The organism is Paracoccus sp. (in: a-proteobacteria) (assembly GCF_030538655.1).
Taxonomy (GTDB): Bacteria; Pseudomonadota; Alphaproteobacteria; order Rhodobacterales; family Rhodobacteraceae; genus Paracoccus.
Genome location: NZ_JAUNTO010000001.1, coordinates 243,261 through 265,684 on the forward strand (window position 1 = coordinate 243,261; position 22,424 = coordinate 265,684).

Consider the following 22,424-nt stretch of genomic DNA (forward strand, 5'->3'; position numbering starts at 1 on the left):
GAAGATGCCTCAGGCCGGGTCGCTGATGCCAAGAATCTGGTTCATCGACGCAGCCGGTGTGTCGCAACCCGCATCGCCGATGACACGCGCCGGGACCCCCGCGACCGTCTTGCAGCGGGGCACATCATGCAGCACGACCGAGCCTGCCGCGATACGCGAATGATCGCCAATCGTGATATTGCCCAGCACTTTGGCGCCGGCACCGATCAGCACGCCGTTGCCGATTTTCGGGTGGCGGTCGCCGTCCTCTTTGCCGGTGCCGCCAAGCGTGACAGAGTGCAACATCGACACGTCGTTGCCGACGACCGCCGTTTCACCGATGACGATGGAATGGGCGTGGTCGATCATCACGCCAGTGCCGATCCGCGCGGCGGGGTGAATATCGACGCCAAAGCATTCCGAACAGCGCATCTGCACGAAATACGACAAATCGTGCCGCCCCTGTTCCCACAGCCAATGGCCGATACGATAGGCTTGCAGCGCCTGAAAACCCTTGAAAAACAGGATCGGCTGAATCAGCCGGTGCGTTGCCGGGTCACGTTCATAGACGGCCAGCAAATCATCACGCGCGGCATCGCCAAGCGCGGGCGTCTGCGCGTATGCCTGATCGGCAATCTCGCGCAGGATCTGTTCGGACATTTCGTCCGAGGCAAGTTTCATGGAAAAACGATAGGCCAGCGCGGCTTCCAGGCTGCGATGATACAGCAGCCCGGCATGGATCAGCGCGCCCAGCAGCGGTTCATCCTGAACCGCGCCGCGGGCCTCGGTGCAAATCTGCGCCCATATCGCATCTTTTTCATGCGATATGGCGCGTTTGCTGTTGGTCTGAATATTCATCGGCCCGCCCACTGGTTGTGCTGCATCTGTCTTAGCGCAGATACAGGCCAGCGAAAAGCGCGGGCGGGCCGAAAGTGTCAGCTGCGCGGAATGCGCAGTTCCAGCCAGTGAACAGCGATCCTGACCACGCCGCCGGTAAAGCTGCCACCCTCGGCGGTCATCACGATGGTGTCGGGGCTGTAAAACGACATCGGACTGCCCAGCAGGCCGCGCGCCCATGCCCCCTGCCCCGTTCCAAGGCCGCCGCCAAAGCGATCCTCGGCCCCCGTATTCCCCAGCTTCCATGTGGTCAGGCTGCCAGTGATGGCCTGGGTCACGCGCGCAGCGGCACCGATGACCATGACCCCCGCCGGAATGGTGATCCCGGTGTCCAGCCTGGTGCCGGAGGTCACGGCAACTTCGGCTTCGGTCATGCCAGCCATCAGCGCTGATCCGAACAGGCCCATCGACAGGGCACCCGGCACCCAGACCCGGCCGTCGTGAACGGCCTCGACCCCCAGATCAACGATCTGAGCGCGCATCCCGGCCTGCGGACGGACGAAAACCCAGCCGCCATTGCTGGCGACGGCGATCTTGCCCGCCTGACCGGCCCAATCACCCGACGCGCCCGAGGGCACGCCCCAGCATTCACCATCCGTCACCGTCTGCGGCGGCTCTGTGACGCTGCGACTTTGCAGCACCAGATTCACCAGCCCGTCCAGACGCATCAGCGCCTCGTTCACGGTGACATGTTTCTGTGCCTGAGCGGGTTGCAGCAGCGGCATCCCCAGCCGTTGGGTGTCATTCAGAGACATCGAAAACTCTCCTTGCAAAAGGGCCTGCGCCGTATTCATCCGAAAGCTGTGCCACAGCGGCGGTGAACGGGCCCGAACCGGCCAATTCGGGCGGAACGATCAGACGGGGCAGCGAAGTGACGGTCTCGGACAGCAACTGTCCGTTCCGGGTCAGCCGCACCAGATACGCCTCGCGCGATTCGCCCAAGGGCACATCCAGCCCGTCCCAGCCATCGCCACCGATCCGTGTGCGCCGCACCCATGTCAGCACGCCGCCCTGCAACCGCAGATGGCAGGGCGACAGCGGCCGCAGCCCGTTACCCTGCACCTGCGCCGACAGGCTGCGATAGCTGCCGTCATCCGGCCCCCGCACGGTCGGACCTATGCGCCAATGGCGCATCTGCCCCCGCACCGACGGCGGCAGGTCCAGTTGCTGCGCCGCACCATCCAGCAGCACAACCGCGCTGCCAGCAGGCCAAACGGCGGGCATCAGCGCATCTGTCCCCGCCTGACCGCGCAACCGCCCCGAGACCTCCCACACATCGGGCGCAACCGGCCTTGCGGTCAGGAACTGGAACAGTTCCCACCGCCCCGGTGCGCCATCACCGATGGCCATCAGGTTGGCACCCGCCAGCAGCCCTGTATGCGAGGCCGATTTCAGACCGCCGCCTTTCAGCCGCACACGCAGCGCGGGGCCGCGATCCGTCATACCGGGTCGGGCCGCCGGCAGATCGGTTTCGGTCACCCCCATGATCGAACGGCGCAGAACAGTGGTGTTCAGATCGAACCCACCATCCTCGCCCACCGAAATATAGGCCGCGACCGAACCCGGCCAAGGCGTCGCCGTCACTGCCAGATGCGGGGCGTGCGGCATTTCGTCGCCATTCATCAGCGGCAGATCCAGCATCAGCGGCCAGACCGGCAGCGCCGGACGAAAGGCAACCGGCGCCGGGCTGTCGCTGACCGCTTCGGGCGCCGCATAGCTGGACGCATCGACACGCACCGCCTCGACCGTGATCGCACCGGCGCGTTCCACCCGGTCGATACGCCAGCGATGCGTGCCGCCCTTGTCACTGCGCAGCCGCACGATGTCACCCGGCCCCAGCGAAGACCACGACGGCGGCACCGCAAAGCGCAGCGTATCCCGCGCGGCCAGCGACTCGGCCAGCCAGCGTTCGGCCACCTCGCGCCCCTCGCCACGGGTCAGCGCCATGGGAAATTCGCTTTCCGCGACCGAACCCTGATCGTCATCTGGCAGCATCGTTTCAGCGGTGGTGACAGCATAATCCCCACCCGCCTCGATATGAGTCAGCCGGATGCGGCCCGAGATGTCCGACTGTGGTGCCCGCGCCGTTTCCGGTCCGGCCAATTCGCCCGCAATCGCCATATCGTCGGGGCCAAGATCAGCTGTCACCCGACCGTCGCGCATGACAAAGCTCAGCTTGCCGTCCCGTTCCACCGGGTCAAAACCATAGGCCAGCATCAGCGGCTGCATCGCCGCGCGTCCGGTTTCTCCGCCCTGCAACGCATAGCCGCGCACGACACCCGACAGACCCGACGTATCAAAGTCCGCAACCCCTGCCTCGCGGCACAGATCGGCCACCACAGCCGACAGCGCCACGGCACCGGCCCGACCGTTCAGCCAATGCCCCCGCTCCCACGCGGGGCCGTCGCTCCACAAATCCGTGCGGGCGGGAAATGCCGGAAAAGGCCGCGCATCCCAGCACCAGACATGAGCGCGCGACATGTCGATCATCTGCCCCCCGCCTTGCCGCACCGGATTGTTGGCCGGGTCACGCCAGTAACTGGTGAACGCCTGCACATAGGCCGCCTGCAACGCATCATTGCGCCGCCCGTTGGAGTAATGCGGCAACACGCTTTCAGAACTCATGGCATCCAGAAATTTGTTCGGCTGGTTCGTGGCCTTGTCCAGCGCCGCACAGCCGTATTCCGTGAACCAGATCGGCTTCAGCCCCGGCTCCCAGGCGGTCGGGCGCTGCTGGCGCACACCGTTAATGCGTTCGTGATGGGTGTTGCCCCACCAGCCGCGCAGATCCTTGTAGCGCCAGATCCAGTCCTCGCCATGGGCACCGTCCTGAATGGGCGTGCGGATTTGCGCCGCACGATCCGCATCAGAGGCATAATACCAATCAAACCCCTCGCCCCCGGCAACATTAGCGCGCAGATAATCGGGATTGTCGATCCGACCCCAATGCGCATCCGCATGGGTCTCGCCGTCGCGCCAATCGGACAGAGGCATATAGTTGTCGATACCCACAAAGTCGATCGCATCATCCGCCCACAGCGGGTCCAGATGAAAGCGCACATCGCCGCCCGGCAGGTGATGGCCAAAATATTCCGACCAGTCCGAGGCATAGCCGATCTTGACATCCGGCCCCAGAATCTCGCGGCACTCACGCGCCAGACGGATCAGACCTTCCACGGCCGGATAGCGACCGTTGGCCCCACGAATACGGGTCATCGCCACCATTTCCGACCCGATCAGAAAGGAATCAATCCCGCCCGAGGCCGCGCACAGATGTGCGTAATGCAGGATGAACCGACGATAAGACCACTCCTCTGGTCCGGAATAGATGATCCGGTCACCCTCGCGGCGGAAATCGCCAGGTTGCGCACGCCCCAAAAACGCCGCGACTTCGGCATCCGCTGCCGCAGTGCCATCGGTGCTGCCCTCGCGATCCGGGGCAATGGCCGTGGTCACGCGCCCACGCCACGGCATCACCGCCTGTTCGTCCGCGCCATAGGGATCGGGACGGCCATTCCCGGCGATCTGCTCCATCAGGATAAAGGGATAGAACATCGCCTTGCGCCCGCTGTCCGCAATGGCCCGCAGCGCCTCGACCACCGACTGATCGCTGGGTGTGCCGCCATAAATCGGGCGGCCATCGACCTGCGCCACCTCGGTCGCCTGGGCGCGGGTGATCCCACCGGCACGCCACGGCATTTCCGAACCGTCAAGGTCGGCGTGCTCCACTTTGGGCTGCACCGTACAATGCCCGATCCGCAGATCATCGCCGAACCACGACACGATCAGCGACACCGACCCGACATTGGGCAGTTCGCACCCCAAAATATCCAGCGAGGCGCTGAAATCCGTGCCGCCGGTTGGCGTGTTACGATTCAGGGAAACCGTCTCACCCAGGCCAAAGTCATAGGTGACAGGGGTAGTCGCCAGCGCATATTCGCCCGTGCCGGGGATCATCGCCACCGCCTGCACATCGCGTTGCAACCCACTGCCGTCCTGCGCCGCCCGCGTCACCTCGAACGTCAATTGCGGCATCCGATTGCCCCAGCGTTCCAGCGCCAGATTCTCCAGCACGACATAAGCCGTGCCACGATAGGCCGGGGCGGCATCGCCCTCGGACGCAGCAATCGCCGGGTCGGGCATCTGCATATCATCGCCATGATAGACGCGCATGTTCAGATCAGTGGCGGCAATTTCCTCGCCATCGGCCCAGACCCGGCCCACACCCAGAATGACGCCTTCACACAGCGCCAACGCCACCGACAACATATAGCTGATCTCGGTCACGCGCGGCTGCGGGCTGCCTTTGCCGCTGCCCTGCGTGCGGCGAACTTCCTGCAACGGGGTCGCCCAGATCACATGCCCCGGCAGACGCATTTGTCCCCAGATACGAGGGATCGGCTGGCCCTCGCCCGCCGTGGGCAGACGCAGCCGGTCAATGCGCCCGGTCTCGACTGCGCGCGATCCGCCGCCCAGCAGCTTCTGGTCGATGACCCGCCCCACAGTCGCACCAATTGCACGCCCCGCAACGGCCCCCGTCAGGCCCAGAAACGCGCCGCCAAACCCGCCTCCGACCGAAGCGCCAACCGCAGACAGCAGAATCGTGGCCATTCGGGCCTCCTTTAGTTCAGTTGGTTTCAGGGAACCGGAAACGCGCCGCGATCCGCGCACGCCATGGCCCGCTCAGCGGGCTTTCGATCACCCCGTGCCGCTCATAGGCATGGACAAAGCTGGCCGCTGGCCCTGTGCGGGCCAGAATGCCAAGATGTTTGGCGATGGCCCCCTGTCGCATTCGAAACAGCAAGACCTCGCCGGGCATGTCAGGGGCGGTGGCGGGCACGGGCCGCAGATGCCGCAACGCGCCCTGCATCAGCACCTCTTGCCCGCCGATTTCGCCCCAGTCCGCCGTATAGGGCGGCGCGTCCTCGGGTTCGCACCCCCCGTTCAGATCGCGCCAGATGCCCCGGATCAGGCCCAGACAATCGCTGCCCGCACCCTTGACGCTGGCCTGATGGTGATAAGGGGTGCCGATCCAGCCCCGCGCAATCGCAACCACATCACGCGCCATAGGTATCCTCCGGCGCAGGGGCCCAAATATTCGCGCGCTCATAGCCTGAATTATCAACCCGCCGCGATCCGCTTTGCGGCGCGGCCAGCCAATCCTCGCCAGGCAGATGCGGAAAGCCACGAAAGTTCAGATAGTTGTCAAACTTGAACCGGCAGGCGCGCGGGCTTTTGTCGCAACCGGCAACCAGCCGGATCACATCACCCGGCGCGGGCACGATGGCCAGCGCCGACCAAAGCTCGATCTCGCGCCCGCCACCAGCCCGCGCGCGATCATTCTTGATCCGGGCGCGCAAACCCGCCGCCGCCCCGGTTTCTACATGCAGAACGCCGCGCTCAAACCAGCGCGCTTCAAACCCGCTTTCGGCAAAGCGAAACAACCGCCCCTCGACACAGCTTGCCAGCGGCCAGCGCGCAAACAAACCGTCGCGCACCAGATCGACCCCGCATTTGCTATCCCCCAACCCAGCCGAGCAGCGTGGGTGATACACCCGCCCACGCGAATGGTTCAGCGGCTCGCTCAGCCCACGCAGTTCCGCGCGAAAGGCACCACGGCTGCGGACGATCTCGCCCAGCGATCCACGAAAGACCAGCCGCCGCATATCAAGCGCGGTCCAGTCCACCTCCCACATCAGCAGCTCGGCACCATCCCAGCGCCCGGCCATCAGGTCGATCTCGGTAATCGCGTCATCGGTCAGCGCACCTTCAGCCTCGGTATTGTCCACCGACAACCCGGCGGCCTGCACCAATGCCATGGCCGACATGCCGTGTTCGGGGCGAAAGCTGATTCCCTCGAACTCCAGCACGCTATCGTGGTCGGTAAAGCCCAGAACGACACCATCGCGTCGCGTGATGGCCCAGGCACGGGCAAAACAGGTCGCACTCATACCCGCACCTCGATTACGGGAACCTGCGGCAGTTCACCCGCTTTGAACGAGGCAACCGACACCGCGATCCGGTCAGTGTCAAAGCGAACCGGAACGTCGAACTCGAACCCGGCGGTAATAATGGCACCGCTTTCCGGCGGGCTGGCCAGCGTGACGATTCCTGCTTCGTGGTCAACCGTATAGCTGATGCCCTGAAACAGCTCGACACCACTGATCCCGACACGCACCGTATCGACCACTGGCTTGACGATCGGGCGGTCATAGCGGGCCGGCCCCGACACATAGGATTTCTGCAACCGGAATGCGGTCGTTACCCCGTCACCCGCTCCGATCACCTGGTCGCCAAATTGCGGCGCGCGGGTCGGCGGACAGCTTTTGTAATCAGACCAGTCCTTCCAGCGAAAGCCATGCAACTGCCCCTGACGCGCCTCAAAGAAATCCAGCAGCCGCGCCATATCATCCAGCGACCGTAACCCCATGCCCGCGTCATAGCGGCGGCGCGAATGCGCCCAGGGTGTATTCCGCTCCTCGAACCCGTTAGTCAGCGCCACGATCTCGGTGCGCCGCTCGGGGCCGCCGACGGAACCGAAAGACAGGTTCGCCGGAAATCTGATGTCGTGAAATGCCATGTGAACCTCCTCACCCGTTACGATCACCGCGCGCCATCGCCCGGCTAAGTTGTGCGGCAATCTGCGCATGACTGCGCTGGAACCCCGCCACATCGGGGGTTGATACGTTGACAGTGACATTCACCGCCCGCCCCCCTGACCCGGCAGCCACGCCCAGCCGCCCATCAGGCCCGCGCTGCAAGGGCATGATCGCCTCTGGCCCCGCCTCGCCCATCAGGCCCGTTGCGCCGCGCATCGGAAAATAGGTCGGTGCGCTGACCACACCGCCCTTGGCGAACGGCATCACCCGCCCTTCGGTAAAAGCGCCGCCCTTGGCGAAAGGCGCAGCACCCGACAACATCCCCGCAATGCCGCTCGACAGCGCCCCCGACAGCGCGTTTTCAACTGGCTTCATCGCCATGGAAAACGCCGTGTCCGCCATGCTGCGTGCAATGCCCTTTAACGCATCCGATAGCTTCAGCCCGTCCAGCGCGACCCCCTGAAACGCCCGGCTCAGCCCGCTACCCAGCCCCGACGCCAGCTTGTCCACCTCGCGCGAGGTATAGGCCGCCTGATCCCGCAGCCGCGCCATTTCCGCCTGAAACTCCGCTGTCACCCGGCTGGCCTGCGCGCCCGCCTGATCCCAGCCGTCGAAATCGTCATCGAACCGGTTCGCATCCGCCATGCGCCCTGCCCCCTGAAATGAATGATCCCTCAGCCCCCCGTGGGCTGGTCGGGAAAGCGCGCGGCCAGCTCTGCCAGCCGGTCGCGCGTCATATGGCCCGCGCCGCGTTCGACGCCCAGCATCAATGCCAGTTCAGCCGGGGTCAGCGCCCAGAATTCAGCCGGACGCAGCCCCAACCCCCGGATGCCCGCGCGCATCAGCCCCGGCCAATCCAGCCCCTTTGGGCGCGCGCTGCTCATTCCGGCAACCGGAACGCATGCGCCAGCAAGGCCGCCGCCAGACGTGCAGCAGCCAGCGGGCCACCACCGATGTCCGCCGCCAGCAGATCATCGACGCGCCCGCGCCAACCACCGCCCCGCAGACCAGCCGCCAGAACGGCCAGAACATCGCGCGCCGAAAACCGGCCCTGCTCGAATCGCTCGACCAGGACCAGCAGGCTTTCGGCCTTTAGGTCCTGTTCCAGTTCGGCCAGTGCACCCAACGTCAGCCTGGCCGTCAGAACCTCGCCGTTCAGCACGACATCGACCTCTCCCGCCATCGGATTGGCCATCACAGCGCCGTAAATTCCAGCACCCCGGCCGAGGCCATGCTGACCTCATAGGTCGCCTCGCCGTTGTAGCTGCCGGAATATTCCAGGCTGGTGATCTGAAACGGTCCCTCGACGATACCGAAATCCGGGATCACCACCTGAAACCGCGGCACCTCGCCGTCGAAAAAGATCTGCCGCGCACGCCCGTCGGTCGCCGCATCGCGGAACACGCCCGAACCGGACACGCTGGCACTGCGCACACCCGCGCCGCCCAGCAATTCGCGCCAGCCGCCTTCGCTTTCCAGGCTGGTGACATCCACTGTTTCGGCGTTGAAATTCAACCGCGAGGCGCGCAGCCCCGCAATCGTCTGGAACGAGCCATCGCCCGTCATATCCATCTTTATCAGCAGATCGCGCCCATTCTGCACTGCCATCACTGTCTCCTCAGCCCAGATCAATCCGGGCGCGGAAGGTCATATCAACCCGCCGCGCCGCTCCTTTGCGATCCCGACGCGCGCGTGCGCGCAGGAACCACAGCCCTGCCAGATGGCCCTGATCCAGCCGCAGATCGCCGCGCTCCAGCGCATCTGAAACTGCGGCGGCAGCGGCCTTGACGGTGCGAAACCCGCCACCCTCATCCGCGCCTGTCAGAACCGAAACCACAAAATCATGGCGCGATCCGCGGGCGGTGTAATCGCCCGCATCCGCCACATCCTCGGGGCCAAGCGCGACATAGGTGCCCGCCGGTGCCTCGATTGGCATCGCATCATAAATCGCATCGCCCACCAGACCGGCCAAAGCCGGATCAAGGCGCAAATGCTGATAAACCGCGCCTTGCAGCGCGATAGCCGCAGCATAGCTCATGTCTGATCTTCCTCTGTCGCAAAGCAGGTCAGCCAGCGTCCCTGCATGTCACGCTCTGCCACCGCCTGAATGGCGAATAGCCGCTGCCCCATCCGCAACCGCTGCCCCGCCGCCGGACGGCGGGGGTCGCCGACACCAGCACCGCGCAGCGTGATCCGCCAGCCAACCTTCGCGACCGGACCGATCTCGTCACGCGCTGCCGCACCGGCACCCGACTTCATCTCGGCCCAGACACGGCCCAAAACCCGCCACTCCAGAACAAAGCCGCCCATGCCGTCAGGCCGCTTGTCGCGCGCCTCCAGAACCAGCGGCACCGTCAACCTTGGTATCGCCGCCATCAACGCGCCCCTCGCCCGGCAAGGGTCCGCACCTGGCGCCACTTCTCGATCAGCGCACTGACGCCAAAGGGCATTGCCCCGCGCGACCCTTCAAAGCTGCGATCCTCGTAATATCGCGCCGCCAGCATCAGAACTGCCTGCGCCAGATCGGCGGGAACGCGATCCCATGTCTCGCCAAAGCCGGCCACGAACTGCACCGTCACGAACCCCGCGCGCGGCACATGCGGCAGCATGACCCCGGCGGGCAGAATCATCGGTCGCTGCTGGTCCTGCAACAGACGCCAGCTTTCGGGCGGCAATTCCGTGGCAATCCCGCGCCCGTCGTTGATCTCGATCCGCTCAACCGCCAGCACAGGCGCCAAAGGCAGCGTCTGCCCCAGCCGGTCGCGCCAGTCGTTCACCTGCATTCTAAAGCGCCGGGTCAACAATACCTTGCCGGTCCGCGCCTCGATTGTGGCAATGGCCGCGCGCAGAAAGCCCGCCAGCGCCGCCGTCTCTGCCGCATCCTCGGCCAGATCAAACCCTGATCCCAGCCGCAAATGGTCGCGCAATGCGGCGACGGGCAATACCTCCGCCGCAGGCGCCGTTTCCTCGATCAGCATCACTTTTCCGAACCTCCCGTCCTGCCGTCCGCCTTATCCGTCATCCAGATAAAAAAGGGCCGCCCCATCGGACGGCCCGCACCTTCATACATCAGAAACAGAGGGCCACGCCCGCGCGCCGGCCTCTGGCACGCGCGGACAGTATGCAGCTGGTCAGCCCGTCGCGCTTTGCGCAGCCCTCTGTCTCCCCGGACCCGAACCGGATCAGGCGATTTGCAGCAGCTTCACGGCCCGGAAATCGGTGACACCGCCACCGACACGTTTAGTGGCATAGAACAGAACATGCGGCTTGGCGCTGAACGGATCGCGCAGAACGCGCAGGTCGGGGCGCTCGACCACGGTATAGGCGGCACGGAAATCGCCAAAGGCCAATGCGTTGGCCTTGGTGGCGACATCCGGCATATCCTCGGAAATCATCACCGGATAGCCCAGCAACAGCGCGGGTTGACCAGCCGCGAACTGATCGGTCCAGATATAGCGACCCTCGCCATCCTTCATCTTGCGGATTATGGCGGCGGTTTTCGAGTTCATCACAAAGGCCGCATTCGCGCGATATTCCGCACCCAGCGCGTAAACCAGCCCGATCAGGTCATCCGCAGCCATAATGCCCAGTTCATCTGTGGACACGGTGCCAATCTGACCTTCGGCTTCCTCGCCAACACCGGCAGTGGGATAGGACAGCAGGCCGCGCGGCTTGTCCTGACCATCGCCGTTGATGAACGCGGCGGCTTCTGCACGGGCAAACTTGTCGGCGATGCGTTCCGCCAGCCAGCCTTCCACGTCAAAGGCCGCATCATCCAGCAGGCGCTGGCTGGCCTTGGGCATAGCCGACAGTTCGTGCACCGGGATCACCACGCGATCCACACCCGGCGATTGCGCTTCGGGGGCTGTGGTCTCGGTCGCCCAGCCCGCGCTGGTATCGGCCTTGTCCACCAGCACCTCATAGGTGGCGCTTTCAACGGTGACGACATTGGCCAGCTTGCGCAGCGATGTCGCGCCGGTCAGCACGACCTGCACTTGCTCGGCCACCTGCGGAGCGGCCAGAAAGCCGCCGTCGGATGCAACGGTCAGGCCCTTTTCCTCAACAGGCAGGCCGCGCAGCGCGGCATCATCGCCGTTGCGCAGATAGGCGTTGAACGCCTTTTGATGCGGCACGTCCACCTCGGCCTGGGTGGACAGAGGGGCGCGGCCCCGGAAAGCGGTCTTGCGGTCCAGCATGGTCATGCGTTCGTCCTGTGCTTGCAGTTTCTTTTCAACATCTTCACGAAAGTTCTTGAGTTCGTTCACAAACCCCAGAACGGCCCCCTTCAGTTCGCCGGGCGCATCGCCCCCGGCCGCGGCTTTCACCTCGGTCATCGACTTCTCCTCATCGCAAGGTCGGGGCCTCGCGCCCCACGTCACGGGGCGCGCGGTCACACGCCCCGAATTCGTCATCCGGCCGGACAGTCGGGCTGCCACCCTGATCCTGCCCGGCCCGTCCGTCGCTGGTCACGCGCCGCGCAAAGCCTCTGCCGCCTGCGCAAACACCGCCGCCATCTCGCGCAGATCATCCGCATCTTTGCGGCCGACCTTCGCCTCGGGCAGCATCGGGAAGGTCACCAGCGACACCTCCCACAATTCGACTTCTTTCAGGCTACGACGCCCGGCTTGATCCCGTTCCGCGCGGATGGTGCGATAGCCGATCGACAGCCCGTCAATCGCCCCCGCCGCGATCAGCGCCGCCGCCTCGCGGGCCAGCGCCACATCGGGCAGCAGACGCCCCTTGACCCACAGCCCCTTGTCATCCTCGCGGATCTCGTCCCAGACGCCGATGGGCTTGGCGGGGTCATGCTGCCACAGCATCCGCACCTTGTCGCCCTTGGCCGCCAGCCGCGCCAAGGACGCCGCAAAGGCCCCCCGCGCCACCGCATCGCCGCCCTGATCGGTCAAGCCGAACAGGCTGGCATAGCCCTCGATCACCGATCCTTCGGTCAGAACGGGCGCGCCGCCCGCGAATTTCAGCTCAAGCCCCAGATCCATCCTCAAAACCCCTTCGGCGCAAAATTCAGAATGCTCTGCACGCCTTGGGTCAGGATCACGGCGACAACGCCGTAAACCGTGACCCAAAGCCGCTTTTCCAGCCGTTCGATCAGGGTCTCGATCCGCTCCAGCCGTTTCTCGACCGTGCCGAATTGCAAGGCCATGATCCGCTCCTGCGCCTCGAACCGCTGGTCGTGCCAGCCAAAGGCGTCTTTGACGAAACGCGATCCCTCCATCGCCTCACCCATCGCTTTCCAGCGGCGCCAGGCCCAGCAAGGCCCGCTTCTCCGCATCCGTCAGGAACGAGGCACCGGAAATCCGCGCCCATTGCTGATCCCGCTCGGCCGCCAGCGCCGGAATCTGATCGGGGTCGGGCCGCAGCTCGATCTCATGGCCCAGATGCTCGGACAGCCACCACGCGACCCCCGCCGCCACCCGCGTCGCCAAAGGCAGAACCGTCAGCCGGTAAAACGCCCGATGCGCCTCGGCATAATTGGCATAGGTCGCATCGCCGGGTATCCCGATCAGCATCGGCGGCACGCCAAAGGCCTGCGCGATTTCCCGCGCCGCAGCCTTCTTGGTCTCGTGGAACTCCATATCGCTGGGCGAAAACCCCATCGGCCGCCAGTCCAGCCCGCCTTCCAGCAGCATCGGCCGCCCGGCATTGCGCGCGCCCTGATGGTTCAGCTCCATCTCCATCACCAGCCGGTCGTATTGCTCGGGCGACAGGCTGCCGTGCCCATCGACCCCGCGATACACAAACGCGCCCGAGGGCCGCGCCGCATTATCCAGCAACGCCTTCGACCAGCTTGACGCACTGTTATGCACATCCAGCGCCACCGCCGCCGCCTGCATCGGCGACAAACCATAGTGGTCATCCTGCGGATGAAACGCCTTGATATGGCAAATCGGATCAGGGCTGCCGGTCATATCGAACCGATGCTTGCGCCCGCCAACCGCGTAATCATACGCCACCGGCCAGCCATCCGCCCCCGGAACCACGTTCATGCGGTCCGAACGCAGCACATGCAGTTCTTCCGGCACCCGGTCCGCCGTCACGCCAACCGCTTCCAGATACCCGTCGCCCGACAGCAAAATCTGCCCGAACAAAGCCTCGAACAACTCGGCCCGGCCCTGCCCCGGATTGGGCCGCCGCAGCAGATCCATCACCGGATGCGCGTCATAGCGGCAGTCCCGATCTTCGCAGATCAGCGGCACCGCCGCCGCCGCCTCGGCGATCATCTTGACACAGCGAAACCCGACAGGGTTGCCGACAAACCCCGCCCGCGTCAGCGACCCCGTATCCCGCGCCGACCACACCACCCGACCCGACCCGGCAGCCATCGCCACCACCCGGCCGGTCGCGCTCGCCTTTCTTTCCATCGCGGGGGCTTCGGGCGCGGCAACAGCCGCCTTCCCGCCCCGCGCAAACAAACCAAACGCCATCCTCGCCTCCGACAGCCCGCCACGAAAAAGGGGCCACCCCGAAAGGCAGCCCCACGACTTCTTGCTTGCCCCAATATCCTCGGGGGCTGTCAGGGGTTTTCATCCCCTGACCGGGTGCGCGGGGGCGACCCCCGGCATCCCTCACAACATCCGCATCTGCGGTCGCCGATACCGCGCCGCCGGCTCGATCATCAGCTCGTGGATCGCCCAGACCATCGCATCCAGCCGGTCGGGCGAGCCTCGCCCTTCCCAGCCGCGCACCGTCATCTGGCACATTTGATCCTCAAGCTGACCCAGCCGACCCGACCGCAGATGCTTGATGCGCCCCTGCTCATACAGCGCCGCCACAGGCTCGGCCCGCAAACCCTTCCCGCGCGTCGCGCGCAAAGCACGGAATGGCACCAAAGGATCAACCTGCCGGATCACCTGCTCAACCAGATCACCGCCCTGATTGACCTCGGCGACCAGCCGTTCCGCCCCGTGCCGGTCCATCGCCGCAATCGCCGCCTTGGCCCAATCCACCGGGCTGCCCCGAACGCTGGCATCCTCCAGCACGACCGCGCGCCACTCACCCGGCCCACCATCGCTGATCACCCCGGCAACCACGATCCCGCATTCGTCACTCGCCCGCCCCGCCGTCACCGCCGGGTCCACCGCCACAACGACGCGATCCAGCCGCGGTGCCGCATCAATCCGGCACCCTTCCAGCATCGCCGTCGTCCACAGCGCGCCCTCGACGTCATCCAGCAAAACGCCGTCCAGCTCCTGCCGCCCCAGTCGTGTCCCGCCATAGCGCGCCTCGACCTCGGCCAGAAAGCTCTCGGCCAGATAGGCCCTGTTCGCATCCGTCGGCGCATGGGTCGTGACCGTGCTGGCATTGCCCAGAATGCGCTTCAGCACGCCAACATTGCGCGGCGTCGTGGTAATCACCTGTTGCGGATGCTCACCCAGACGCAGCGCGAATTGCAGCATGTCCCAGGTGTCTTCCGCCTTTTTCCACTTGGCCAGCTCATCCACCCAGGCCGCGTCGAACTGCGGCCCGCGCAGGGCCTCGGGTTCATGCGCCGAATAAACCGTCGCCGTCGCGCCATTGGCCCAGACCAGCCGCCGCCGCCCAGCCTCCCACACAGGCCGCCGGTCGGGGGGCGAGCAGGCCAGAATCCCCGACTCGCCCATCACCATCACTTCGCGCGCCTGATCGAAGGTCTCGCCGACCAGCGCAACCCGATGACACTGCCCCGGCGCCGCCGCCGTCGGCCCTTCGACCATCCGCCGCACCCATTCCGACCCGGCCCGAGTTTTCCCCGCACCACGCCCGCCCATGATCACCCAAGACTTCCAGTCACCCTCGGGCGGCAATTGATGCGGCAAAGCCCAAAACTCGAACAGCCACGGCAACGCCATCAGGGCGTTCTCGCTCAGCCCGTTCAGGAATTCGTCAACCTCCTCCGGCTCGGCGCAGGCAAGCCAGGCGGCGCCCGATCTCGTCTCGTGCCGCGTCAAGGTCAAGGGCGCCGCCCCCGACTGCTCCGGCAATGTCCTTGCGAAGTTTGTCAACTTTCCCCCTTTCCTGCATGACCAGCTGCGACGCCTCTCGAACGTCACGCACCGCTGCAACGGCATTTTTCAACGCATCTTTGGTTGGTCCGGCCTCTCCGGCCAGTTCCATATCCTGCCAGCGTTTTTCCAAATCGCTGACATAGCTCCACAAAAGGCGGGTCACGAAATCAACCGCATCCAGCCCCTGTTCCTTTTCACTCCTGGCAACCCGCTCCAGTGCGGCCAGAACACCATCGTCCCGCATCGCCCGCGATGCGGCATCCAGCGCCGCCGGTTTCCCGGTGGCGACAAACCCCTGATCGTCCATGAATCACTGCCCCGCCTCGTGTTCTGTCCGCACGAGCGAGAAATGAAAAAAGCGGCCAACGGGTTGCCCCGTGCCGCTTGCCCACTTCTCCCAGCATGTGAGGTTTCTACCTTAGGGCGTTCGCCGAGTCAAGGTGAACCGCATGTCAATCAAACTTAACGCCGCATTTATACGCAAAAACAATGTCTTAATTTGCGCAACACCTTGACCGCGCGCCACCATGCAACAGCGCCGCAGCGCAACAGAGCACCCTAAAATTGTGCGCCAAATCTCGCACCGGCAGGAATCAGTCATCCCATTTCCGACCTGCCGCATGGGTCCGGCCTTTCTCGCCCCCCTCAGCGCCGCCCACGCGCATCAGCGTCTTGGTGTTCCGATGTGTCATCGACAGCTGGGCTATGGCCAGAATCGGCTCCAGCGTTTCGGGCATTTCGGTAATAAATCTGCTGACCCAGACCGGCCCCACACGCACCGCAAACAGTCCCCGCAACTGCATACCGCCCTTCAGGCCGTCGCCCAAGGCGGCGGGTATCACCAAAAGCGGCTTCACCCATCATTTCCTCAGCAAATATGCACTGATCGACATGATCGTTCAGCGGATGCAGAACGATCCGGGCACACGACTACCACCCCAGAGCGCAACGGCGCCTTTACCTGCACCTATAAATATCTGGCGTCCGGCCCCGGCACCGCCCGGTTCTGCGCCGTTCTTTCAGCCCTGATGCTGCGCAGGCCAAACCTGCGCAACCTCTTGGCCAAAACCCTCAACATGGCTGCTCGAAGCAGAGGATACCGCGCCCCCAAACTGACCATGCGCGGCCTTGTCACCGGCGGCGTTTTACTTGCCGATGTCATGCGCAACCCCCGGCCGAACAGACGACCGCCATTGCGGCAGGCGACCGACCGCGCCCGCCGCTGAAATGCCACATCAAGCTTCTTTGCTGCTGGCCGCCTTCGCCCGCGCCTCAGCCGCCGCCGCAACGGCATCCGCCGCTTCGTCCTGCACCTGCTGCGCAAAGGCGACCATATTCGCCGCATAGGCTTCGGCCCAGTCGGCCATATCCTCGGCCTGCATCTGCGCCGCCTTGGCGCGCATCTCGGCCCCTTTGGCGCGGACCTTGGCCACTTCGGAATCCCAGCCTTCCTTGGCCTCGGCCCATTGCGCTTTCACCTGCTCGCTGGCCTCGTCGAAATAGCCCGAGATCTGCGCGTCCAGATCCTTCTGCCGCGTCTCTGCCGATTCGCGCCATTTGCGGGCGCTGGCCATCAGCTCATCCTGACGGCCCTTGAAATCTTCCTGCCATTTCTCGATGCGCGCCTCGAAATCCTGCGCGCCACGCGACAGGTTCGCAAAAAGCTCGGACAGTTTCATCTTACATCCCCAGTTTCAGAACCACCCAATGCGGCCCAAATCGAAACGAAGAAACGCCCGCCAAAGTTCCCGAAAACCGGCTTCCTGTTTGCCCAGATACGCACCTTCAGGCGCTTGCTCAGCCGCCGTCCTGCACTGGCGTATCGGTGGGCAGACCCTGCTGCCGCTCGATCTCGCGCCAGCGGGCGACATTGGCGTTATGCTCATCCAAGGTGCGCGCGAAAGCGTGCCCGCCGGTGCCATCCGCCACAAAGAACACATAGTCGGTATCCGCCGGATTCAGCGCCGCCTGAATCGCCGCCCGTCCGGGGTTAGCAATCGGAGTCGGCGGCAAACCGTCGATCTGATAGGTGTTATAGGCCGTCCGCGCATTCAGTTCCGACCGCCGCAGCCCCCGGTTCAGCACCTCACGCCCGTTCGTCACCCCATAGATCACCGTCGGGTCGGTTTGCAGCCGCATCCCGGTATTCAGCCGGTTCACGAACACGCTGGCGACCTGCGGGCGCTCGTCCGCCACCCCGGTTTCCTTTTCAACGATCGAGGCCATAATCAGCGCCTCCTCGGGCGAATCATAGGGCAGACCAAAGGGCCGCGATTCCCATGCCGCCGCCAGAATCACCGCTTGCCGCCGTCCCATTTCGGCCAGCAAGGCCGCGCGGTCAGCCCCCTTCTGCACCTCATAGGTATCCGGCGCCAGAGACCCTTCAGCCGGAACCGCGCCCACCTCGCCCGACATGAACCGCGCCGCCTTCAGCCCCTCGGCCACTTGCCAGGCGGTCGTGCCCTCGGCCACCGCGATACGCAACCGCGCATCGGCAGCATCCTCGGCCGCCAGAATCTCGGCCGGAGGCTGCTCGCTCGCCGGATCATAGCGCGCCATATCCTCATAGGCGCCCGTCGCCGGATTCAGATCGCGCAGCACCACCGTGTTGCCCCGCACACCGACACGAAAGATCACCTCGGTGCCACAAGTGCTGGGGCCGCCCGCGGTAATCACACCTAAAATGTCCTGCATACTGGCCTGCGGCGGCACCAGATAGCTGCCGAACTTCAAATCACCGGCCTTGCCCTCATAATCGGCCCCGGCGCGAAAGATATAGGCGTTGCTGATCGCCCCCTGCGCCGCCAACTGCCCTGAAACGGCGCTCAGGCTGGCCCCCGGCGCAACCTGCACACATTGCGCGACATCGCTTGGCCCCGGCCCGCTGAACTGATGCTTGCCCCAGGCAATGGCCCCGGCCACCGCCACCAGCACCACCACCATCAGCGTCAGAAAATTCGAGGCGATGTGCCGCCAGATCATGCGTCAACCTTCCCCACGATCAGACAGGCATTGGTGCCGCCAAAGCCAAAGCTGTTCGACAGCGCCACATCAATCTTGCGCCGCACGGCGGCATTGGCGGCCAGATCGACCTTCGCCTGAACCGCCGGGTTATCCAGATTAATCGTCGGCGGCGCGATCTGGTCACGGATCGCCAGAATGCAGAAAATCGCCTCGACCGCGCCCGCCGCGCCCAGCAAATGCCCGATGCTCGACTTGGTGGACGACATCACCACATTCCCGGCATGATCGCCCAGCAGCCGTTCCACCGCCCCCAGTTCAATCGTGTCGGCCATGGTGCTGGTGCCATGCGCGTTGATATAGTCCACCGCCTCAGGCCCAAGCCCGGCAGACCGCAGCGCGTTTTTCATCGCCCGGAACCCGCCATCGCCATCCTCGGATGGGGCGGTAATATGATACGCATCACCCGACAGGCCATAACCCAACACCTCGGCGTAAATCCGGGCGCCGCGCGCCTTGGCGTGCTCATATTCCTCCAGCACAACACAGCCCGCACCCTCGCCCATCACAAAGCCGTCGCGGTCCGTATCCCACGGGCGCGATGCGGCCTTGGGGTCATCCTCGCGCTTGGTGGACAGCGCCTTGCAGGCGTTGAACCCGGCAATGCCAATCTCGGAAATCGGCGATTCCGCCCCGCCCGCCACCATCACATCGGCATCACCCAGCGCGATCAGCCGCGCCGCATCGCCAATCGCATGGGCACCCGTCGAACAGGCCGTCACCACCGCATGGTTCGGCCCCTTGAACCCGAACCGGATGCTGACCTGCCCCGACACCAGGTTAATCAGCGCGCCAGGAATAAAGAACGGCGACACCCGCTTTGGCCCGCGCTCTTTAATCAGCACCGCCGTTTCGGCAATCGAGGTCAGCCCGCCGATCCCCGAGCCGATCATCACACCAGTGCGTTCCCGATCTTCATCGCTTGCAGGCACCCAACCCGAATCCTGCACCGCCTGCGTCGCCGCGGCCATGCCATACAGGATAAAGTCATCAACCTTGCGCCGGTCCTTGGCCTCCATCCAGTCGTCGGGGTTGAACTCGCCCGCGCCGTCCCCGAACGGAATCTCGCAGGCATATTTCGTCACCACATCCGACGCATCAAACCGCGTGATCGGCCCGGCGCCCGACTGACCGGCCAGCAGCCGTTCCCAGACCGCATCCACGCCAGACCCCAGCGGACACACGATCCCCAGTCCGGTGACAACAACCCTGCGCATTCGCACTATCCTTGATCTGCTCTCATGTCCCGTCCTGATACACCCCCGGTTCCGCCCACGCAACGCCGCCGCGAATCCCGTATAGCCCACAGGCCCTTTCAGGATCGTTAAGCCGCGTCTTTCGTTTCCAAATATTCCGGGGGTCCGGGGGCTGGCCCCCGCCTTAGGGCGCCAATCCCTCGGCGCGGAAATCCACGCGCAAATCCCGCTGTGGCCGCGCGCCCAGATGGCCGATCACCTCGGCCGCCGCGACACAGCCCATCCGCCCCGCCACCTCCAGCGGAGCACCCACAGCCAGCCCATAGATCAACCCGGCGGCGAACTGATCGCCCGCGCCCGTGGCATCGACCGGCACCACCCTGCGCACCGGGGCCATCACCCGTTGACCGGCGCGGATCAAGATCGCGTCATCGCCGGAACGGGTGCAGATCACCAGGCCGCAATCACGCGCCGCCTGATCCAGCGCGGCGTCCAGATCGCATTGATACAGCGATTCCCATTCGTGAACGTTTCCAATGACATAATCCATCGGCCCGGCGACCAGACGGCGGAAATCCTCGCGGTGGCGATCGACGCAGAACGGGTCCGACAGCGCGATCCCGGCCTGCCCGCCCGCCGCATGGCATGCCTCGGCGGCCTTCAGAAACGCCGCCTTTCCGGGGGCTTTGTCGAACAGATACCCCTCAAGGAACAGCCAGCCCGCGCCCTGAAACACCGCCGGATTCACGTCACCCGGCCCCAGTTCCGCCGAAATCCCAAGGTAAGTGTTCATCGACCGCTCACCATCCGGCGTCACCATGATGATGCTGCGACTGGTCGGCAACTGATCGCCGCCAACGGGCGGATTGACGAAGACCGTCCCCCCCGCCTCGGTCTGTTCGGCATAAGACAGGCCAAGCGCATCGTCGGCCACGCGCCCGATAAACGCCGTGCGCAAGCCCAGCATCCCGATCCCGGCCAGCGTGTTCGCCACCGAGCCGCCCGGCACCAGCCGCGCCTTGCCCGCACCCTGATCCGCCGATTGCGCCGCCATCAGATATTCCGACCGCGCCCGGTCGGTCAGTTGCATGATGCCCTTTTCGACCCCCAGCTTGGCCAGCCCCTCATCCGTGGCCGAGGCGATCACGTCCATCACGGCATTGCCAATGCCAATCACATAAGGCGTCGTCATTCGGTCTTGTCCTCATAGGGGCACAGGTCGGCAATCGGGCAAATCCCACAACGCGGCCGCCGCGCCTGACAGATATAGCGGCCATGCAGGATCAGCCAGTGATGCGCATGAGCCTGAAACCGCGCGGGCACGTTATCCTCGATGGCGCGCTCTACCGCATCGACATCGCGGCCCGGCGCGATCCGGGTGCGGTTGCCGACGCGGAAAATATGCGTATCCACCGCCTGCGCCGGATAGCCAAAGGCGCAGGACAGCACCACATTCGCCGTCTTGCGGCCCACGCCGGGCAGGCTCATCAAAGCGGCACGGCTGTCGGGCACCTCGCCGCCGTAATCCTCGGCCAGAATGCGCGACAGGGCGATCACGTTGCGCGCCTTTTGCCGGAACAGCCCGATGGTCTTGATGTGGTCGATGATCCCGTCTTCGCCCAGGGCCAGCATCGCGGCGGGGGTATCGGCGGCGGCAAACAGCCCGCGCGTGGCCTTGTTCACCCCGGCATCGGTCGCCTGCGCCGACAGCGCCACTGCCACCAGCAGGGTAAAGGGATTGCTGAACTCCAGCTCCGTCTGCGGTTCGGGGGTGGCGCTGGCCAGCCGCGAAAAAATCGCCACCTGCACCGGATAGGGCAGTGCCTCGGGGATGCGCCCCGTCCTGACCATCTTGTTCGCCGCTTTTGCCATAGCCCACCTTTTGACCGCTGCGTCATGATGATGCAAGCACCGCGCCACGCCGATGTGACTGGAATCTTTCGCGGAACCGGCCCAAGCTGCGCGGCGTTAAGGCACCGGCACCTGTTCGTGCCACGGAATCACGCCCCGGCATCACGCCGCGGCACAACGAAGGGAACACAGATGAAAACCCGTATCAGCCTGCTTATGGCCACCGCCGGCCTAATGGCCATCGCCGCCTGCACCGACCAGACCGGCCAGCCCATCGGCGGTATGAGCCGCACCCAACAAGGCGCCATCGCCGGGGGCGTGCTGGGCGCCGTTATTGGCGCGACCGAGGATGGCGACAACCGTGGCCGCGACGCCGCGCGTGGTGCGATTATCGGCGCGGCCGCGGGCGCGGTGGCAGGCAACATCCTTGACCGTCAGGCGCAGGCGCTGCAACAGCAGATCAGCAACCCGAACGTGCAGATCGTCAACCACGGCAGCTATCTGCAAGTCGTCATGCCCGAAGGCATCCTGTTCGCCACCAATTCGGCGGCGGTCTCTGGCCCGGCGCAAAGCGACCTCTATGCCGTTGCGCGCAACCTGAACCAATACCCCAACAGCCGGGTCGAGGTGATCGGCCATACCGACAGCACCGGCTCGATGGCGCTGAACATGGACCTGTCGCAGCGCCGCGCGCAATCGGTCACGGGCATCCTCGCCGCTGCTGGCGTGAACCAGGCTCGTCTGACCGCACGCGGCGTCGGCCCGAACCAGCCCGTCGCCTCGAACGCGACCGATGCGGGCCGCGCCCAGAACCGCCGTGTCGAAATCCTGATCCGCCCGACGCAGTAAACCACAGCGGGGACCGGGCAGCCGGTCTC

The 22,424-nt window shown here is 65.0% G+C and carries 26 protein-coding genes; 1 reads left to right on the forward strand and 25 read right to left on the reverse strand.

What is annotated here, in order from left to right:
• Positions 1–9: 9 nt before the first annotated feature.
• The 25 genes from cysE to nth form a co-directional block, all read right to left on the reverse strand.
• Positions 10–837: a serine O-acetyltransferase gene (gene cysE, locus Q4G22_RS01205; RefSeq protein WP_303384070.1), complete on the reverse strand. Its 828-nt coding sequence runs from the start codon at positions 835–837 to the stop codon at positions 10–12.
• 77 nt (positions 838–914) lie between these two features.
• Positions 915–1,631, reverse strand: a complete 717-nt coding sequence (locus tag Q4G22_RS01210; protein WP_303384071.1) for a DUF2793 domain-containing protein — start codon at positions 1,629–1,631, stop codon at positions 915–917.
• Positions 1,618–5,487 (reverse strand): glycoside hydrolase/phage tail family protein, encoded by a 3,870-nt coding sequence (locus Q4G22_RS01215; RefSeq protein WP_303384072.1) that lies wholly within the window; start codon positions 5,485–5,487, stop codon positions 1,618–1,620. The genes Q4G22_RS01210 and Q4G22_RS01215 overlap by 14 nt, the downstream gene beginning before the upstream one ends.
• A gap of 16 nt (positions 5,488–5,503) precedes the next feature.
• Positions 5,504–5,944: a peptidase gene (locus Q4G22_RS01220; protein ID WP_303384073.1), complete on the reverse strand. Its 441-nt coding sequence runs from the start codon at positions 5,942–5,944 to the stop codon at positions 5,504–5,506.
• Positions 5,934–6,827 carry a DUF2163 domain-containing protein gene (locus tag Q4G22_RS01225; RefSeq protein WP_303384074.1) on the reverse strand — a complete coding sequence of 298 codons (894 nt, stop codon included), beginning with the start codon at positions 6,825–6,827 and terminating at the stop codon, positions 5,934–5,936. Before Q4G22_RS01225 ends, Q4G22_RS01220 begins: the two co-directional genes overlap by 11 nt.
• Positions 6,824–7,456 carry a DUF2460 domain-containing protein gene (locus Q4G22_RS01230; RefSeq protein WP_303384075.1) on the reverse strand — a complete coding sequence of 211 codons (633 nt, stop codon included), beginning with the start codon at positions 7,454–7,456 and terminating at the stop codon, positions 6,824–6,826. Before Q4G22_RS01230 ends, Q4G22_RS01225 begins: the two co-directional genes overlap by 4 nt.
• A 10-nt stretch (positions 7,457–7,466) precedes the next feature.
• Positions 7,467–8,120, reverse strand: a complete 654-nt coding sequence (locus Q4G22_RS01235) for a phage tail tape measure protein (RefSeq protein ID WP_303384076.1) — start codon at positions 8,118–8,120, stop codon at positions 7,467–7,469.
• Between the two features lie 29 nt (positions 8,121–8,149).
• The gene (locus tag Q4G22_RS01240; RefSeq protein WP_303384077.1) at positions 8,150–8,359 is read right to left on the reverse strand and encodes a rcc01693 family protein; all 210 of its coding nucleotides are present in this window, start codon (positions 8,357–8,359) and stop codon (positions 8,150–8,152) included.
• Positions 8,356–8,670 carry a gene transfer agent family protein gene (locus tag Q4G22_RS01245; protein ID WP_303384078.1) on the reverse strand — a complete coding sequence of 105 codons (315 nt, stop codon included), beginning with the start codon at positions 8,668–8,670 and terminating at the stop codon, positions 8,356–8,358. The genes Q4G22_RS01240 and Q4G22_RS01245 overlap by 4 nt, the downstream gene beginning before the upstream one ends.
• Positions 8,670–9,083 (reverse strand): phage major tail protein, TP901-1 family, encoded by a 414-nt coding sequence (locus Q4G22_RS01250; RefSeq protein ID WP_303361909.1) that lies wholly within the window; start codon positions 9,081–9,083, stop codon positions 8,670–8,672. Before Q4G22_RS01250 ends, Q4G22_RS01245 begins: the two co-directional genes overlap by 1 nt.
• Positions 9,084–9,093: 10 nt before the next feature.
• The gene (locus tag Q4G22_RS01255; RefSeq protein ID WP_303384079.1) at positions 9,094–9,513 is read right to left on the reverse strand and encodes a DUF3168 domain-containing protein; all 420 of its coding nucleotides are present in this window, start codon (positions 9,511–9,513) and stop codon (positions 9,094–9,096) included.
• Positions 9,510–9,851, reverse strand: a complete 342-nt coding sequence (locus Q4G22_RS01260) for a head-tail adaptor protein (RefSeq protein ID WP_303384080.1) — start codon at positions 9,849–9,851, stop codon at positions 9,510–9,512. Before Q4G22_RS01260 ends, Q4G22_RS01255 begins: the two co-directional genes overlap by 4 nt.
• Entirely contained in the window at positions 9,851–10,456 is a 606-nt protein-coding gene (locus Q4G22_RS01265; protein WP_303384081.1) for a head-tail connector protein, read from the reverse strand. The genes Q4G22_RS01260 and Q4G22_RS01265 overlap by 1 nt, the downstream gene beginning before the upstream one ends.
• 201 nt (positions 10,457–10,657) lie before the next feature.
• Complete coding sequence (locus tag Q4G22_RS01270) at positions 10,658–11,809, reverse strand: phage major capsid protein (RefSeq protein WP_303384082.1); 1,152 nt, start codon at positions 11,807–11,809, stop codon at positions 10,658–10,660.
• A 132-nt stretch (positions 11,810–11,941) separates the two neighbouring features.
• Complete coding sequence (locus tag Q4G22_RS01275; protein ID WP_303384083.1) at positions 11,942–12,472, reverse strand: HK97 family phage prohead protease; 531 nt, start codon at positions 12,470–12,472, stop codon at positions 11,942–11,944.
• Between the two features lie 2 nt (positions 12,473–12,474).
• The gene (locus Q4G22_RS01280; protein WP_303384164.1) at positions 12,475–12,708 is read right to left on the reverse strand and encodes a hypothetical protein; all 234 of its coding nucleotides are present in this window, start codon (positions 12,706–12,708) and stop codon (positions 12,475–12,477) included.
• Between the two features lie 4 nt (positions 12,709–12,712).
• Positions 12,713–13,855 (reverse strand): phage portal protein, encoded by a 1,143-nt coding sequence (locus Q4G22_RS01285; protein WP_303384084.1) that lies wholly within the window; start codon positions 13,853–13,855, stop codon positions 12,713–12,715.
• A gap of 204 nt (positions 13,856–14,059) precedes the next feature.
• Entirely contained in the window at positions 14,060–15,322 is a 1,263-nt protein-coding gene (locus Q4G22_RS01290) for a DNA-packaging protein (RefSeq protein WP_303384165.1), read from the reverse strand.
• A gap of 34 nt (positions 15,323–15,356) precedes the next feature.
• On the reverse strand, positions 15,357–15,722 hold the full coding sequence (locus tag Q4G22_RS01295) for a permease (RefSeq protein ID WP_303384085.1): 366 nt from the start codon (positions 15,720–15,722) through the stop codon (positions 15,357–15,359).
• Positions 15,723–16,071: 349 nt separating this feature from the next.
• Complete coding sequence (locus Q4G22_RS01300) at positions 16,072–16,335, reverse strand: hypothetical protein (RefSeq protein WP_303384086.1); 264 nt, start codon at positions 16,333–16,335, stop codon at positions 16,072–16,074.
• Between the two features lie 378 nt (positions 16,336–16,713).
• Positions 16,714–17,157, reverse strand: coding sequence for a hypothetical protein (locus Q4G22_RS01305; RefSeq protein WP_303384087.1), 444 nt, complete (start codon positions 17,155–17,157; stop codon positions 16,714–16,716).
• 118 nt (positions 17,158–17,275) lie between these two features.
• Positions 17,276–18,457 (reverse strand): endolytic transglycosylase MltG, encoded by a 1,182-nt coding sequence (gene mltG, locus Q4G22_RS01310; RefSeq protein ID WP_303384166.1) that lies wholly within the window; start codon positions 18,455–18,457, stop codon positions 17,276–17,278.
• Positions 18,457–19,716, reverse strand: a complete 1,260-nt coding sequence (gene fabF, locus Q4G22_RS01315; RefSeq protein WP_303384088.1) for a beta-ketoacyl-ACP synthase II — start codon at positions 19,714–19,716, stop codon at positions 18,457–18,459. Before fabF ends, mltG begins: the two co-directional genes overlap by 1 nt.
• 163 nt (positions 19,717–19,879) lie before the next feature.
• Positions 19,880–20,887 carry an adenosine kinase gene (locus Q4G22_RS01320; protein ID WP_303384089.1) on the reverse strand — a complete coding sequence of 336 codons (1,008 nt, stop codon included), beginning with the start codon at positions 20,885–20,887 and terminating at the stop codon, positions 19,880–19,882.
• Positions 20,884–21,546 (reverse strand): endonuclease III, encoded by a 663-nt coding sequence (gene nth / locus Q4G22_RS01325; RefSeq protein WP_303384167.1) that lies wholly within the window; start codon positions 21,544–21,546, stop codon positions 20,884–20,886. Before nth ends, Q4G22_RS01320 begins: the two co-directional genes overlap by 4 nt.
• A 192-nt stretch (positions 21,547–21,738) precedes the next feature.
• Here nth and Q4G22_RS01330 point away from each other — a divergent pair, with 192 nt between their 5' ends.
• A complete protein-coding gene (locus Q4G22_RS01330; protein ID WP_303384090.1) occupies positions 21,739–22,395 on the forward strand; it encodes an OmpA family protein in 657 nt (218 codons plus the stop codon).
• Positions 22,396–22,424 lie beyond the last annotated feature (29 nt).

Bases quoted from the DNA above. Each gene is read 5' to 3' on its own strand.
- cysE (WP_303384070.1), bottom strand. From the start codon at position 837: ATGAATATTCAGACCAACAGCAAACGCGCCATATCGCATGAAAAAGAT.
- Q4G22_RS01210 (WP_303384071.1), bottom strand. From the start codon at position 1,631: ATGTCTCTGAATGACACCCAACGGCTGGGGATGCCGCTGCTGCAACCC.
- Q4G22_RS01215 (WP_303384072.1), bottom strand. From the start codon at position 5,487: ATGGCCACGATTCTGCTGTCTGCGGTTGGCGCTTCGGTCGGAGGCGGG.
- Q4G22_RS01220 (WP_303384073.1), bottom strand. From the start codon at position 5,944: ATGGCGCGTGATGTGGTTGCGATTGCGCGGGGCTGGATCGGCACCCCT.
- Q4G22_RS01225 (WP_303384074.1), bottom strand. From the start codon at position 6,827: ATGAGTGCGACCTGTTTTGCCCGTGCCTGGGCCATCACGCGACGCGAT.
- Q4G22_RS01230 (WP_303384075.1), bottom strand. From the start codon at position 7,456: ATGGCATTTCACGACATCAGATTTCCGGCGAACCTGTCTTTCGGTTCC.
- Q4G22_RS01235 (WP_303384076.1), bottom strand. From the start codon at position 8,120: ATGGCGGATGCGAACCGGTTCGATGACGATTTCGACGGCTGGGATCAG.
- Q4G22_RS01240 (WP_303384077.1), bottom strand. From the start codon at position 8,359: ATGAGCAGCGCGCGCCCAAAGGGGCTGGATTGGCCGGGGCTGATGCGC.
- Q4G22_RS01245 (WP_303384078.1), bottom strand. From the start codon at position 8,670: ATGGCCAATCCGATGGCGGGAGAGGTCGATGTCGTGCTGAACGGCGAG.
- Q4G22_RS01250 (WP_303361909.1), bottom strand. From the start codon at position 9,083: ATGGCAGTGCAGAATGGGCGCGATCTGCTGATAAAGATGGATATGACG.
- Q4G22_RS01255 (WP_303384079.1), bottom strand. From the start codon at position 9,513: ATGAGCTATGCTGCGGCTATCGCGCTGCAAGGCGCGGTTTATCAGCAT.
- Q4G22_RS01260 (WP_303384080.1), bottom strand. From the start codon at position 9,851: ATGGCGGCGATACCAAGGTTGACGGTGCCGCTGGTTCTGGAGGCGCGC.
- Q4G22_RS01270 (WP_303384082.1), bottom strand. From the start codon at position 11,809: ATGACCGAGGTGAAAGCCGCGGCCGGGGGCGATGCGCCCGGCGAACTG.
- Q4G22_RS01275 (WP_303384083.1), bottom strand. From the start codon at position 12,472: ATGGATCTGGGGCTTGAGCTGAAATTCGCGGGCGGCGCGCCCGTTCTG.
- Q4G22_RS01280 (WP_303384164.1), bottom strand. From the start codon at position 12,708: ATGGAGGGATCGCGTTTCGTCAAAGACGCCTTTGGCTGGCACGACCAG.
- Q4G22_RS01285 (WP_303384084.1), bottom strand. From the start codon at position 13,855: ATGGAAAGAAAGGCGAGCGCGACCGGCCGGGTGGTGGCGATGGCTGCC.
- Q4G22_RS01290 (WP_303384165.1), bottom strand. From the start codon at position 15,322: ATGGCGTTGCCGTGGCTGTTCGAGTTTTGGGCTTTGCCGCATCAATTG.
- Q4G22_RS01295 (WP_303384085.1), bottom strand. From the start codon at position 15,722: ATGCGGGACGATGGTGTTCTGGCCGCACTGGAGCGGGTTGCCAGGAGT.
- Q4G22_RS01305 (WP_303384087.1), bottom strand. From the start codon at position 17,157: ATGAAACTGTCCGAGCTTTTTGCGAACCTGTCGCGTGGCGCGCAGGAT.
- fabF (WP_303384088.1), bottom strand. From the start codon at position 19,716: ATGCGCAGGGTTGTTGTCACCGGACTGGGGATCGTGTGTCCGCTGGGG.
- Q4G22_RS01320 (WP_303384089.1), bottom strand. From the start codon at position 20,887: ATGACGACGCCTTATGTGATTGGCATTGGCAATGCCGTGATGGACGTG.
- nth (WP_303384167.1), bottom strand. From the start codon at position 21,546: ATGGTCAGGACGGGGCGCATCCCCGAGGCACTGCCCTATCCGGTGCAG.
- Q4G22_RS01330 (WP_303384090.1), top strand. From the start codon at position 21,739: ATGAAAACCCGTATCAGCCTGCTTATGGCCACCGCCGGCCTAATGGCC.